General features: G+C 59.2%; 12 protein-coding genes. 5 read left to right on the top strand and 7 right to left on the bottom strand.

What is annotated here, in order from left to right; translation table 11 throughout:
- Positions 1–92 precede the first annotated feature (92 nt).
- Together RA27_RS01205 and RA27_RS01200 are read left to right on the top strand one after the other, a co-directional pair.
- Positions 93–1100, top strand: a complete 1008-nt coding sequence (locus tag RA27_RS01205) for an ABC transporter permease (protein ID WP_039534198.1) — start codon at positions 93–95, stop codon at positions 1098–1100.
- The gene (locus RA27_RS01200) at positions 1093–2076 is read left to right on the top strand and encodes an ABC transporter permease (protein ID WP_039534194.1); all 984 of its coding nucleotides are present in this window, start codon (positions 1093–1095) and stop codon (positions 2074–2076) included. The genes RA27_RS01205 and RA27_RS01200 overlap by 8 nt, the downstream gene beginning before the upstream one ends.
- 6 nt (positions 2077–2082) lie before the next feature.
- Here RA27_RS01200 and RA27_RS01195 read toward each other — a convergent pair whose 3' ends face one another.
- The 6 genes from RA27_RS01195 to RA27_RS01170 form a co-directional block, all read right to left on the bottom strand.
- A complete protein-coding gene (locus RA27_RS01195) occupies positions 2083–3219 on the bottom strand; it encodes an MFS transporter (protein ID WP_039534192.1) in 1137 nt (378 codons plus the stop codon).
- Between the two features lie 71 nt (positions 3220–3290).
- A complete protein-coding gene (locus RA27_RS01190) occupies positions 3291–4568 on the bottom strand; it encodes a DUF3422 domain-containing protein (protein WP_039534190.1) in 1278 nt (425 codons plus the stop codon).
- A 106-nt stretch (positions 4569–4674) separates the two neighbouring features.
- Positions 4675–5031 carry a VOC family protein gene (locus RA27_RS01185; RefSeq protein ID WP_039534187.1) on the bottom strand — a complete coding sequence of 119 codons (357 nt, stop codon included), beginning with the start codon at positions 5029–5031 and terminating at the stop codon, positions 4675–4677.
- Between the two features lie 158 nt (positions 5032–5189).
- Positions 5190–6644 (bottom strand): NAD(P)(+) transhydrogenase (Re/Si-specific) subunit beta, encoded by a 1455-nt coding sequence (locus RA27_RS01180; protein ID WP_039534185.1) that lies wholly within the window; start codon positions 6642–6644, stop codon positions 5190–5192.
- A 13-nt stretch (positions 6645–6657) separates the two neighbouring features.
- Positions 6658–8229 (bottom strand): Re/Si-specific NAD(P)(+) transhydrogenase subunit alpha, encoded by a 1572-nt coding sequence (locus tag RA27_RS01175; protein ID WP_039534182.1) that lies wholly within the window; start codon positions 8227–8229, stop codon positions 6658–6660.
- Between the two features lie 132 nt (positions 8230–8361).
- Positions 8362–8811, bottom strand: a complete 450-nt coding sequence (locus RA27_RS01170; protein ID WP_039534180.1) for an isoprenylcysteine carboxylmethyltransferase family protein — start codon at positions 8809–8811, stop codon at positions 8362–8364.
- A gap of 218 nt (positions 8812–9029) precedes the next feature.
- Between RA27_RS01170 and kynU the strand changes: the two genes are divergently transcribed.
- The gene (kynU, locus tag RA27_RS01165) at positions 9030–10223 is read left to right on the top strand and encodes a kynureninase (RefSeq protein ID WP_039534178.1); all 1194 of its coding nucleotides are present in this window, start codon (positions 9030–9032) and stop codon (positions 10221–10223) included.
- Here the strand turns inward: kynU and RA27_RS01160 are convergent.
- Positions 10216–10794 (bottom strand): TetR/AcrR family transcriptional regulator, encoded by a 579-nt coding sequence (locus tag RA27_RS01160; protein WP_039536772.1) that lies wholly within the window; start codon positions 10792–10794, stop codon positions 10216–10218. The genes kynU and RA27_RS01160 overlap by 8 nt on opposite strands.
- A 98-nt stretch (positions 10795–10892) precedes the next feature.
- Here RA27_RS01160 and RA27_RS01155 point away from each other — a divergent pair, with 98 nt between their 5' ends.
- Both RA27_RS01155 and RA27_RS01150 read left to right on the top strand, forming a co-directional pair.
- Positions 10893–11357, top strand: a complete 465-nt coding sequence (locus tag RA27_RS01155) for a (2Fe-2S)-binding protein (protein ID WP_039534175.1) — start codon at positions 10893–10895, stop codon at positions 11355–11357.
- Positions 11358–11360: 3 nt separating this feature from the next.
- The gene (locus RA27_RS01150; protein WP_039534173.1) at positions 11361–13601 is read left to right on the top strand and encodes a molybdopterin cofactor-binding domain-containing protein; all 2241 of its coding nucleotides are present in this window, start codon (positions 11361–11363) and stop codon (positions 13599–13601) included.
- The last annotated feature ends 33 nt before the right edge of the window (positions 13602–13634 follow it).

The raw sequence follows: 13634 nt of genomic DNA, 5'->3' as shown, positions 1-13634 counted from the left end.
GACTGACTTGCAATGCCGCGCCCCGACCGATATCGGGGCGCGGTCATCTGCACACCACCCCAAAAAGAAGACGCATATAAAGGCGCCTCTTGATGCTCAATTTCACAATCAGACGACTGGTGCTGGCGGTTCCAACGCTTTTGTTCATCAGTCTCGTCATCTTCCTGCTCCTCGAACTCGCACCCGGCGATCCGATGGCGCAGGTTCCACTCACTGTTCCGCCCGAAGTCAAAGAGAAGATGCGCGAAGCGCTTGGCCTCGGCCAGCCGATGCATATCCGGTTCTGGAAATGGATCGTGCAATTTTTCTGGATCGAACCGCAGGTGCTGATCGACTCGATCTTTGGCACAACCTTCTCCGAAGGTGACCTGCGCGTGATTTCGTGGCAGACCCGCTCGCCCGTTATGGACATCGTCGTTCAGCGTATCCCGCAGACCCTGTGGGTTGTCGGCACCGCTTACGTGGTTGCCATCCTGATCGCTCTGCCGATCGGCATCTATTCGGCCTATCGCCAGTATTCCTGGTTCGACCAGATGGGCACCTTCGTGTCGATGGTCGGATTCTCGGTTCCGCCCTTCTTCTCGGGCGTTCTGGTGATCGTGATCTTTTCGGTTCAACTGGGCTGGTTCCCGTCGATCTATGACACCACGCTGGTGGTCAACAGTTGGGACAGTTTCATGTTGCAACTGAAACAGATGATCATGCCAGTTATGGTTCTGGCGTTGCAGATCACCGCGCAGCTGAGCCGCTTCATGCGCGCCTCGATGCTGGACAACCTCAATCAGGATTACGTGCGCACCGCCCGCGCCAAGGGGCTGAGCGAATACACCGTGGTCATGGTTCATGTCCTGCGCAACTCGATGATCCCGGTCGTTACCGTGATCGCGCTGGGTATCCCGGCGATCTTTGGCGGCGCCATCATCACCGAGCAGGTGTTCAAGGTGAACGGTATCGGCCAGTTGCTGATCGGCGCGATCCAGGCCAACGACCTGCCCATGGTGCAGACGTTGACCTTCATCTTTGCCGTGCTGATCGTGTTGTTCAACCTGATCGCCGATGTTCTCTATGGCATCCTGGATCCGAGGATTCGTTATGACTGATCATGATCGCACTGACTCACTTGTTCCGGATGAAGGGATCGTTCCCGTATCAACCGTCTTGCCCGGGGCGGCGGGTGTCATGGAAGAGTTCACCACCCCACCAAGTAGCCAGTGGCGGGATGTGTGGGATCAGTTCAAGACTCACAAAGGTGCGATGATCGGGGCAGTGTTGTTCATCTTCATCGTCGCTGGCGTTTATCTGGGGCCTTACCTCTGGAGCATCGACCCTACGCAGATCGACATCCGCGCACGCAATCAGGGCCCCAGTTGGGCGCATCCCTTTGGGACCGACCAGTTGGGCCGCGATATTCTGGCGCGCATGATGTCGGGGGGACAGACCTCAGTTTCGGTGGGTATCACCGCAATGCTGCTGGCGCTGTTCCTCGGGTCATTGATCGGCGTGGTTGCCGGGTTCTTCAAACGCCTTGACGGTCCACTGATGCGCCTGACCGATCTGTTTCTGGCGCTTCCTCTGCTGCCGCTGCTGCTGGTCATGATGCTGCTGTTCCGCGAACCGCTCTCGGCCGCTTTCGGGCTGGAGCGCGGAATCTTCATCCTCATCGTCTGCGCCATCGGCATTACCTCGTGGATGCCGACGGCACGGATCGTGCGTGGTGATGTGCTGGCCATCAAGGAGCGCGAATTCGTACTGGCAGCCCGGTCTATCGGCACCAGCAACACGCAGATCATCACGCGGCATATCCTGCCGAATGTGCTGTCTCCTATCATGGTATCTGCAACGCTGGGGATCGCGACAGCAATCATCACGGAAAGCGCGTTGTCCTTCCTCGGGTTGGGCTTTCCGCCGGACTTCCCGACATGGGGTCGGCTGCTGTTCGATGGTGTCGACTATCTGCAGCAATACCCCGAACGCGTGTTCTGGCCTGGTCTGGCGATTTCACTGACCGTGCTGAGCGTCAACTATCTGGGCGATGGCTTACGCGACGCGCTCGACCCCCGCATCCGTGGGCGGTAAGATATTTTAGTCGGCGCGCCTCAGCGCGCCGGCCAACAGGATGATCAGGACAGCCAGCGGCAGCAGTACCGCAAAGGCCAGTCTCAAGGTGATCAACTCGGCCAGAAACCCGATCAGGGGCGGCCCGATCAGCAGCCCTCCGTACCCCAAAGTCGCAACACTGGCGATCGCCTGCCCCGGCGGGACATGCGGATCATTTGCAGCACGGCTGAACGCCAAAGGCATGATCACGGCATAGCCGATCCCCATCAGAGCAAACCCGGCCAGAGCCAGCCCTGACTCACCCGCCGACACCACGGCAAAAACACCCGCTGCGGCGCAAATCCCGCCGAAACGCGCCGTCGCCACAGGCCCGAAACGGGAGATCACAAAGCCACCCGCCAACCGGAACAGCACCATCGTTACCGAGAAGATCGCATAGCCAAGCGCAGCGACGCTTTCAATCGCGCCGGTGACGTCGCGCAGGAATATCGCGCTCCAATCCGCAACGGCGCCTTCGCCCAAAGCGCCGCACAGCGCGGTGAAACCGACAAGTATCAAAGCGCCGGAGGGCAAGGCAAAGACCGAACTTTTCGCGGCGTCTGATTGCCGGGACGTCCACCGCACCCAGGACAGGGACAGGGCCAGCCCAACCACGATCCCCCCCGCCAACAGAAAATGCTGCATCACGGTCAGCCCCATCTGAACCGCTGCATAACCACTGAGCGCACCCAGCCCGGCGCCAAGACTCCACATCGCGTGGAACGAAGACATGACCGGCTTTTCATAGGCTTGTTCGACCTCAGCCGCCCAGGCGTTCATCGCGACGTCCATCGAACCGTGAAAGGCGCCAAAGACAAACAAAAACACCGCCAGCGCCCAGAACCCGTCGGCAAACGCAAGCAGGATCAGCGAGGCGGTGTAGAGGACCGCAATAACCCGCGTGATAGTCACGGCTCCGAACCGATCCGTCAGTTTCCCGGTGATGGGAAAGGAACACACGGCACCTGCGGCCATGAACAGCAGACCATAACCCAGCGCCTCATGGCTCAGCTCCAGCCGGTCGCGCACCGCCGGGATACGCGAAGCCCAAATGCCGAACAATGCACCATTCAGGATGAACATGGCGGCGACCGCGCGCCAGGCGGTTACAATACCAATCACGGAATACCCTCAAGAGAAACCTGCCAAATCACATCCGTTCTACAGGTCCCTTGGCATTTGGCAAATACAGCCTATTCCAACCGCCTGCGGATTTGGTGAATGGCGAACCATACCCCCAGCACGACCGGCATCGTCACCGCTGCAGTCAGCACGCCCTTGCTGATCCCGAGACCGGTCAGCGGATACAGCAGATAACTGACAAGCGAGACCGCGTAGTAGCTGATCGCCACCACCGAGAGCCCCTCGACCGTGTGCTGCAGCCGCAACGCAAGATCGGCACGACGGTCCATGCTCTCCAGCAATGCCTGGTTCTGCGCGCTGCGTTCAACGTCCACGCGGGTCCGCAGCAACTCACCTGCCCGAATGGCCCGGTCAGACAGGGCCTGCAGGCGGCGCTCGGTGGATTTCACCGTGCGGATCGCCGGGTCATAGCGGCGCATCATGAAATCGGCAAAGCTCTGACGGCCCTGAAACCGTTCCTCGCGCAATACCGCTATCCTCTGGTTCACGATCGCCTCGTAGGCCCCGGTCGCCCCGAATCGGAACGAACTGCGCGCGGAAAGGGTCTCCAGCTCGGTCGATATCGACAACAGGCGCGGCAACAGATCATCAGGCGCTGCGGAATCGTCCGTCATTTCGACCATCAGATCGGATAATTTCTGATCGAGCTCACCGATGCGTGGCATCAGATCTTTGACGCGGGCAAAGCCAAGCATGGACATCGCCTTATAGGTTTCAATCTCGCAGAGGCGCTGGATAACCCGCCCGGTTCTGCGTCGCCCGACACCTTCAGACACAAACAGTGCAAATCGCATGTGTCCGGCCGGATCGATGCGGAAATCGCTGGCGCATATGGCCGAGTCATCCAGAACACGGGCGACAGCGAGGCTCTCGGGCTCGAACCAGTCCGACAGGGCCTGCGTGACCCGGGCATCCTCAATACGTTGAACCGCACGCATCATAATCGAAGTGATCCGCTGCCCCGGGCTGGCCATCAGCCAGTCGGGTGGGAAGACCTCGAAATCCGCCGGGTTAAAGGCTCGGTCGCTGACATTCTGCGCGATGGCCGTATAGGTCACAAACTCGGTGTGCTGTTCCCATTTCAGCCAGTACCGCCCGATCTGCCCCGCATAATGCGTCGCACCAGGTTGCGGATGCAGTGCACCGTGCCGGTTCAACAGATCGATCAGATGAGCCATATCCAGATCTCGATCCCGTGCTGCCGCAGCCTCGGTCTTCTTGATCGCCAGAAAGACCACGGTACAGGGTGCCGCCGCGACCGGGAAGGGCCGCGCGTGCAATTCGTTCGCCAGCGCATAGCGCAGCGGATGATCATCGATTGGTGTCATGACTCTTTCCCCAAGGCTCCCGGCACTATACGCCGCTTGGGAAATACATCAATTATCATTTTATTTCAGATAGTTAAGAGAATACAACAGTATACAATCCGCTATCCTATTGATTTGGCTCCCAGAGCTCGACCGGGTTCCCTTCGGGATCGTGGATACGCGCGAATTTCCCCACCGCGCTGTCCCATTCGGGCCGGGTTTCGACCGTTATTCCGGCGTTTTCCAACTGCGCGATCATGGCACCAAGGTCATCGACCCGAAAATTGATCATCCATTGCTGATCAGCCCTGCCAAAGTAATCCGTGTCCTGTGCAAAAGGCGCGAAAACCGTAGCCCCTTCGCGCTGCTTCCAGGGCACAGGGTCATAATGTTTCACGCCCAGATGCGTCTCATACCAATCGCTCAGCGCTTTGGGATCTTTGGCACGGAAAAACACGCCGCCTATGCCGTTTACCTTCTCCATAGCCCGGCTCCTGCTTAACTTTCTTTGAAGCTATTGTACCACATTCGCCCGCTTCATCTGGCCCAAATATCCTGGAGGTCAGGAGGCAACGCCTCCTGCAAACAAAAAAAGAAAAGGGCGCCCGCAGGCGCCCTTTGCAATTTCGTTGAAACGGTCGATCAGTCGATCATCGGCAACAGTTTGTCCAGCGATGCCTTGGCGTCGCCATAGAACATACGGGTGTTCTCCTTGAAGAACAGCGGGTTTTCGATGCCCGAATAGCCGGTGCCCTGACCGCGCTTGGATACAAACACCTGCTTGGCCTTCCAGCATTCCAGAACCGGCATCCCGGCGATGGGGCTGTTGGGGTCCTCCTGCGCCGCAGGGTTCACGATGTCGTTCGAGCCGATGACGATAGCCACATCCGTGTCCGGGAAATCATCGTTGATCTCGTCCATTTCCATCACGATGTCATACGGCACCTTCGCTTCGGCCAGCAGCACGTTCATGTGACCGGGCAGACGCCCCGCGACCGGGTGGATCGCAAAGCGCACATTCTTGCCCCTGGCCCGCAGCTTACGCACCAGTTCGCTGACCGACTGCTGCGCCTGCGCCACCGCCATACCGTAACCGGGGATGATGATCACGCTGTCGGCATCATTCAGAGCCGCGGCCACACCGTCGGCCTCAATGGCCACCTGCTCGCCCTCGACCTCCATCTGGGGGCCTGATGTGCCACCAAAGCCGCCCAGGATCACGCTGACAAAGTGACGGTTCATCGCCTTGCACATGATGTAGGACAGGATCGCACCGGACGAGCCCACCAGCGCTCCGACCACGATCAGCAGGTCGTTGCCCAGCGAGAAGCCGATCGCCGCTGCGGCCCAGCCTGAATACGAGTTCAGCATCGACACAACCACCGGCATATCGGCGCCACCGATGCCCATGATCAGGTGATAACCGATGAACAACGCGGCCAGCGTCATCAGGAGCAGCGGGAAGAAACTACCCGAACTGGTGTACCAGATCAGGCAGATAAGCGACAAAGCCGCAGCACCCGCGTTCAGCGCGTGACCACCCGGAAGCTTGGTTGCCGCCGAAGTCACCTTACCGGCCAACTTGCCATAGGCGACGACCGATCCGGTAAAGGTGATCGCACCGATGAAGATACCGAGGAACAGCTCAACATGCAGAATCGCCAGCTCCGCCGGAGTCTTTTTCGCGATCAGCTTGGCGAAAGCGCCCAACCCATCGAGTTCGATTTCTTTCGCGGCATCCGCAATCGCGTAGACTTCGGCAACATTCCCGATCTCGAAATGCGCGTTGAACCCGACGAACACAGCCGCCAGACCAACCAGCGAGTGCATCGCGGCCACCAGCTGCGGCATCTCGGTCATCTGTACGCGCTGCGCCACATATTGACCGATCAGACCACCGCCCGCGATCAGCAGAAGTGACAGCAGCCACAGGCCCGAGCCGGGACCAACCAGCGTCGCAAAAACCGCCAGCGCCATACCGACGATGCCATACCAGACCGCGCGCTTGGCGCTTTCCTGGTTCGACAGTCCGCCGAGTGAAAGGATGAACAGAACAGCCGCAACGACATAGGCGGCAGTGGTGAAGCCAAATTCCATGTGCCCGGCCTCCTTAAGATTTCTGGAACATGGCTAGCATGCGCCGGGTTACGAGGAAGCCGCCGAAGATGTTGATCCCGGCCATGAAGACGGACAAAGCCGCCAACAGTATGACGAGGAACGACCCCGACCCGATCTGCATCAGGGCCCCAACGATAATGATCGACGAGATCGCGTTGGTGATCGCCATCAGCGGCGTGTGCAAGCTGTGCGAGACGTTCCAGATCACCTGGAAGCCCACAAAGATCGCCAGCACGAAAACGATGAAGTGCTGCATGAAGCTGGCCGGAGCGATCAGCCCCACCAACAACATCAATGCACCGCCGACACCCAGCAAGGTGAATTGCTGCTTGGTCTGTGCCTTGAACGCCGCGATTTCCTGCGCCTTTTTCTCTTCCGGGGTCAGTTCTTTGACTTCCGGTTTCTTTTGCGCTGCAATCGCCTGTACCTTGGGCGGTGGTGGCGGGAAGGTGATCTCACCCTCGTGGGTTACGGTTGCGCCACGGATCACGTCATCTTCCATGTCGTGAATGACCTTGCCGTCCTTCTCGGGCGTCAGGTCGGTCATCATGTGACGGATATTGGTGGCGTAAAGCGACGAAGACTGCGCTGCCATCCGGCTGGGGAAGTCAGTATAGCCGATGATGGTCACGCCATTGTCGGTCACGATCTTCTCATCCGGTACGGTCAGTTTGCAATTGCCGCCCTTCTCCGCAGCAAGGTCAACGATCACCGAACCCGGCTTCATGCTTTCGACCATATCTTTGGTCCAAAGCTCAGGCGCTTCCCGGTTGGGGATCAGGGCCGTGGTGATGACGATGTCCATCTCGGGCGCCAGTTCACGGAACTTGGCAAGCTGCGCCTCGCGGAATTCCTCGGACTGAACGCTGGCATAGCCGCCGGTCGCCGCACCATCCTGCTGTTCTTCCTTGAAATCCAGATAGACGAACTCGGCCCCCATGGATTCGACCTGCTCGGCCACCTCGGGGCGTACGTCGAAGGCATAAGTGATCGCGCCCAGCGAAGTCGACGTCCCGATCGCGGCCAGTCCGGCGACACCGGCACCAACGATCAGCACCTTGGCAGGCGGCACCTTACCGGCCGCCGTCACCTGACCGGTGAAGAAACGGCCAAAGTTGTTACCCGCCTCGATCACAGCGCGGTAGCCCGCGATATTGGCCATCGAAGACAGCGCGTCCATCTTCTGCGCCCGTGAAATACGCGGGACCATCTCCATCGCGATCACGGTCGCGCCCTTGGATTTAGCCGCCCCCATGCCCTCTTCATTCCCCGCAGGATTGAAGAAGGAAATCAGTGTTTTGTCCTTGGTCAGCCGCTTCAGCTCGGTGGCATCCGGTTGACGCACCTTGGCAATGATATCCGCCGCCTTCCAAAGCGAGGCAGCGGTCTTCATGACCTCAACGCCTGCGGCTTCATACGCGGCGTCCGAGAACCCCGCTGCCGCGCCCGCGCCCTTTTCGATCAGGCACTCATAGCCCAGTTTCTGCAACTGCAAAGCCGAGTCCGGGGTCATCGCGACCCGGTTCTCGCCCTTGTACGTTTCCTTCGGCGTCCCAATTTTCACCAGTCGGTTCCCCCTAATTTTCGATTCAGTCCAGGTGGGTGTTCAGCATAGAATGACAAGCAGACATGTATCCTGCGCAAGATTGTTTCGCAAGCGCAGCAATTGAGGCGCTGTGTCATGATGACCACACCCTCAGATCCAGCGCCGGGTTTTGCGTTCATACCGGGCGAAATCGGCGCGGAAAGTGCGGCGCAGGCGGTCTTCTTCGGGTATGATAAAGCGGCGTTCCAGGACCCAGACGAAAATCGGGATCAGCACCAGGGACAGCACCGCGTCAAAGCGCAGGATCAGTCCGGCCAGGATCAGCACATCGCCCAGGTAAATCGGATTCCGGCTGCGTTTATAGATGCCCGACTGTACCATGGCCGAGGGTGTTTGATGTGGGATCACGGTCGTACGGTGACGACGGAATTCGACAACCGCCATGATCGCTAGGATGACGCCACCACCGATCAATATGCCGCTGAGCAGATCGGACACCGCGCCTTCCAGCGACAACCCAAATGGCAGCACGCGCGCCTGAATCCAGGCCAATGCGGCGAAACCCACAAGCCAGACAGGTGGAAGGTCGATCCGATGCATGGCCGTCCCCTAATCGGCGACACGCACCCACGCATGTCGTTTCTGAACGATGTGTTATCGCTTTCCGACCTCGAAGGCAAAAGTTCAGGATGTCGCATCGGGGAACGCTGAGACTCGCAGATCCGCAAAAGGTGCAGATCTGCGGGAATGGACAGGTTGTTCCGGATCAGATAGGCCAAGTCCGACCATCAAACCGATAACACTGTTAAAGAGAAACCATGACCGATTTTGCCACCACCAAGTCCATGTTTCACCTGCCTGAAGGCGTATTGTATCTGGATGGCAACTCTCTGGGTCCGTTGCCGAAATCTGCTGCGAACCACGTTAAAGACATGATGCAGGACGAGTGGGGACAGATGCTGATCACCGGATGGAACAAGGCCGGATGGATGGGTATGCCGACCGGTCTGGGCGATCGGATCGGACGGCTGATCGGCGCCGAAGCGGGCAGCGTTGTGGTGGGCGACACGCTGTCAATCAAGGTATATCAGGCGGTTGCGTCGGCGCTGGAATTGAACCCGACCCGCAGGGTGGTTCTGTCGGATAACGGCAACTTCCCATCGGACCTCTACATGGCTGACGGGCTGCTGCGGTCGCTTGGACCGGACTATGAACTGCGTGTGGTTGATCCCCAGGACGTCGCCGCGCATGTCACCGAAGAGGTCGCTGTTCTGATGTTGACCGAAGTCGACTACCGGTCGGGCCGAATGCATGACATGAGAGCTTTGACGGAACAGGCCCATGCCAAGGGTGTCGTGACAGTCTGGGATCTGGCGCATTCCGCAGGGGCGATCCCTGTCGACCTGTCCGGTTGTAACGCCGACTTTGCCGTTGGCTGCACCTACAAATACCTCAACGGTGGTCCTGGCGCGCCTGCGTTCATATATGTCGCCCCCCGTCTGTCGGACCGCGTGCGCCCGGCGCTTTCGGGCTGGTTGGGGCATGAAGCTCCGTTTGCCTTCGATCTGGACTATCGCCCCGGCACGGGGATCGAGCGGATGCGGGTTGGCACCCCTCCGGTCATCCAGATGGCGGCGTTGTCGGCGGCGATGGATATCTGGGATATGGCTGACATGACCGATGTGCGCGCCAAATCCATCGAACTGACCGAGCTGTTTATCGCTCGCGTCGAGGCCACCTGCCCCGGGCTGACCCTCGCCAGCCCCCGCAACGCCGCACTGCGCGGCAGCCAGGTCTCATTCCATTTCGACGAAGGCTACGCTGCCATGCAGGCACTGATCGCGCGCGGGGTGATCGGTGATTTTCGCGCCCCCGACATCATGCGTTTTGGCTTTACTCCGCTATATGTCGACGAAGGGGACGTAGAACAGGCCGCCGAAATTCTGGCCGATATCATCACCAACAAATTGTGGGACAAGCCGGAATACAAAATCCGTCAGCGCGTTACCTGATCTCCAGTGCCGCGCCCAAAAGCGTGGCCAACTGGGAGATACCTTGCTCAAACTCTTCAGCGCTGGAGGCCGTCATTTTGATGCCCTTCAGCGATGTCGTGATTGTCTTTGCGGCCTCATCCGGGCCGACAGGCAAATGCGCACGACCAGCAGAATCTTCACGCCGCAACCAATCGGCATAAAGACGGGTCAGTTTGGCCTCACCTTCCTGGACGATATCCGTCGACATGGACTTTGTTGCGTCCAGCATTTCAAGCCCATGAGGTGATGCCAAAATCTCGGCCATCCCTTTTGATTGCGCTTGCACAGCCTGCGCGAGAATTTCCGGCAAAGCGCCCTCACCAGTCAGCGCATCAGCTACCAGAATGACTTTCTCGTCATAATAGAACTGCGTCAGTTCGCGGACGATGGCCTCTTTGTTTTTGTAATGCAGATATACTGCGGGCCGCGACATCCCTGCACCTTTGGCGATGTCATCCATCGAGGTCTTGCGAAACCCATAGGCCGCAAAAGCCCGAAAAGCTGAATTCAGAATGGCTGCTGTCTTGGATTCTTCACTTGTACTCGTCATGAAAAACTTCTGACATTTCTCGTCTATTTTGTCAATTGACAAGCTGACATTATTCATTAATTATGTCAGAAACCTGCCACAGCTAAGAGAGGTGCGCCATGGCGACGGCCCTGAAGATCAACGGAAAGACCCATCAGGTTGATCTGCCTGATGACGTGCCCCTGTTGTGGGTTCTGCGAGACGAAGTTGGCCTGACCGGCACAAAGTTCGGTTGCGGCGTGGCCGCCTGTGGCGCGTGCACCGTACACATCGATGGCGAGGCGGTACGGTCTTGTCAGGTGGCGCTTTCGGATGTCTGGGGCGACGTGACCACGATCGAAGGTCTGGGCACGCCAGACGCGATGGCCACAATCCAGAAAGCCTGGGTCGACCATCAGGTTGCGCAATGCGGGTATTGCCAGTCAGGCCAGATCATGCAGGCGGCGGCCCTGCTGGCTGAAAACCCCTCTCCCACTGACGAAGACATCGACGACGCGATGCAGGGCAATCTGTGCCGCTGTGGCACCTATCCCCGCATCCGCGCCGCCATCCACGACGCCGCATCCAAGCTGAAGGAGGCCTGAGCCATGGGACGCATCGGTAAAATCGTTCGCCGCACTTTCCTGATCGGATCAGCCGCCATTGTCGGTGGCGTGGCCTTCGGCGCGTATTACGTCACCCGCCCGGCCGCGAACCCGTTGAAACCAACCAAAGGCGAAACGGCTCTCAGCCCGTTTGTCCTGATCGACCAGCAGGGCGTGACGCTCTTCGCACCGCGCGCTGAAATGGGTCAGGGTGTGAAAACAACCTGGGCCGCATTGATCGCCGAGGAACTGGATGTCGACCTGAACGATATCCGTGTACTGCACGGTCCGGCCGCAGCAGCCTATTACAATTCGGCCCTCATAGGTGAAAGCCTGCCGAACAAAGGCTATGACATATCGAATTTCCAGCACAATCTGGGCGAAGCTCTGGGCGTTCTGGCCAAGCCTCTCAGCCTGCAGGTGACCGGCGGCTCAACCTCTATGAAAGACGGGTTCGAGCGGATGCGCATGGCCGGGGCCACTGCGCGCGAGACGTTAAAGCAGGCCGCTGCGGATCGGCTGGGCGTGGATCGTACAGCGCTGACGACCGAAAACGGAGCTGTGATCGCTCCGGACGGCACCCGCATTCCCTATACCGAACTGGCCGAAGCTGCAGGCAAGATCGAGCCACCCGAGGTCGCCCTGCGCGATCCTTCCGAGTGGCGCCTGCTGGGCAAATCCATTCCTCGTGTCGATGTTCCGGCCAAATCCACAGGCACCGCTACCTTCGGCATCGACGTACGGCCAGAAGGGCTGAAATTTGCTTCGGTCCGTATGAATCCCAAGCTGGGCGGCGCCATGAACGGCTTCGACGCCAGCGCGGCTGAAACCATGCCCGGCGTCGAAAAGATCGTCGATCTGGGCACGGGCGTTGCGGTGATTGCCAACAACACATGGCTCGCCATTCAGGCGGTTGAGGCCATTGATGTGGATTGGGGCGATGCCCCCTACCCATCCGACACCGATGCGCTGTTCGAACATATCTCCAAGGCGTTTGACGACGCCCCGAACTCGACCATGCGCGATGATGGTGATGTGGACGTCCTGCCCGAAGGTGCCACCGAGATCACGGCGGATTACACGGTGCCCTATTTGGCCCACGCCACGATGGAGCCGATGAACGCAACCGCGCTTTATACCGGCAACAAGCTGGATCTGTGGTGCGGCAATCAGGCCCCGACGCTGATCCAGATGCGGGTGGCAAACACCGCTGGTCTTGAGACCGAGGCGGTCGACATCCACACCACCTATCTGGGCGGCGGCTTTGGCCGCCGGGGCGAACTGGACTTCGGCGAGATCGCCACCAAGGTTGCCATGGCCATGCCGGGCACCCCGGTTCAGACCACCTGGAGCCGCGAAGAGGATATGCGCCACGACTACTACCGCCCCGGTGCGATGGCCCGGATGCGGGGTGCGGTGATGGATGGCAAGGCCGTTCTGATCGACGGCAAGGTCGCCTCGCAGTCTCCGACCCAGCAGGCGGTCAAGCGCTATACCGGCTTTTCCGGCGGTGGCCCCGACAAGGTTCTGGTCGAAGGTTTCTTCAACCAGCCCTATGCGGTGCCGAACTACCGGATGAGTGGCTATATCTCCGATTTGGCCGTACCCGTCGGCTTCTGGCGTTCGGTTGGCAACAGCCATAATGGCTTTTTCCACGAGACCTTCATGGATGAGATGGCACATGCTGCTGGACGTGACCCGCTGGACTTCCGGATAGAGCTGACCAAGCCTGTCTACGCCCCGGCAGCGGGTTGTCTCGAAGCCGTCAAGGAGATGTCCGGATGGACCGGCAAAACCCCCGATGGCGTCGGACGCGGCGTGGCGATGGCCTACAGCTTTGGCACTCCGGTCGCGCAAGTGATCGAGGTGGTAGACGAAGACGGCACCATCCGCATCAGCAAGGCCTGGATCGCCTGCGATGTCGGTCTTGCACTCGACCCGGCCATTGTTGAGGCGCAGATGATCAGCGGCATGATCTATGGCCTGTCTGCAGCGACACAGGAAGAGATCACCTTCGCCGATGGTGAGGTCGAACAGTATAACTTCCCGGATTATGATGCTCTGCGTATGCAAAACGCTCCGGTGACCGAGGTGCGGATACTCGAGACCCAAAAGTATCTGGGTGGCGTGGGGGAACCCGGCACACCGCCCTCAATGCCCGCTTTGGGGAACGCACTGTTCGATCTGACCGGGAAACGCGCGCGCAGCTTACCGCTGAACACGCAATTCGACCTGTTGGTCTAAGAACAATTTGGTCCGGCGAGGCGCTGGATCAAT

This window comes from Ruegeria sp. ANG-R (genome assembly GCF_000813985.1).
Classification (GTDB): Bacteria; Pseudomonadota; Alphaproteobacteria; order Rhodobacterales; family Rhodobacteraceae; genus Ruegeria.
Note: the sequence above shows the minus strand (reverse complement) of the source record. Positions and strands in the feature narration are given on the sequence as shown.

Excerpts from the sequence above, each read along its gene's own strand:
- RA27_RS01205 (WP_039534198.1), top strand. The coding sequence starts at position 93 with ATGCTCAATTTCACAATCAGACGACTGGTGCTGGCGGTTCCAACGCTT.
- RA27_RS01200 (WP_039534194.1), top strand. The coding sequence starts at position 1,093 with ATGACTGATCATGATCGCACTGACTCACTTGTTCCGGATGAAGGGATC.
- RA27_RS01190 (WP_039534190.1), bottom strand. The coding sequence starts at position 4,568 with ATGACACCAATCGATGATCATCCGCTGCGCTATGCGCTGGCGAACGAA.
- RA27_RS01185 (WP_039534187.1), bottom strand. The coding sequence starts at position 5,031 with ATGGAGAAGGTAAACGGCATAGGCGGCGTGTTTTTCCGTGCCAAAGAT.
- RA27_RS01180 (WP_039534185.1), bottom strand. The coding sequence starts at position 6,644 with ATGGAATTTGGCTTCACCACTGCCGCCTATGTCGTTGCGGCTGTTCTG.
- RA27_RS01170 (WP_039534180.1), bottom strand. The coding sequence starts at position 8,811 with ATGCATCGGATCGACCTTCCACCTGTCTGGCTTGTGGGTTTCGCCGCA.
- kynU (WP_039534178.1), top strand. The coding sequence starts at position 9,030 with ATGACCGATTTTGCCACCACCAAGTCCATGTTTCACCTGCCTGAAGGC.
- RA27_RS01160 (WP_039536772.1), bottom strand. The coding sequence starts at position 10,794 with ATGACGAGTACAAGTGAAGAATCCAAGACAGCAGCCATTCTGAATTCA.
- RA27_RS01155 (WP_039534175.1), top strand. The coding sequence starts at position 10,893 with ATGGCGACGGCCCTGAAGATCAACGGAAAGACCCATCAGGTTGATCTG.
- RA27_RS01150 (WP_039534173.1), top strand. The coding sequence starts at position 11,361 with ATGGGACGCATCGGTAAAATCGTTCGCCGCACTTTCCTGATCGGATCA.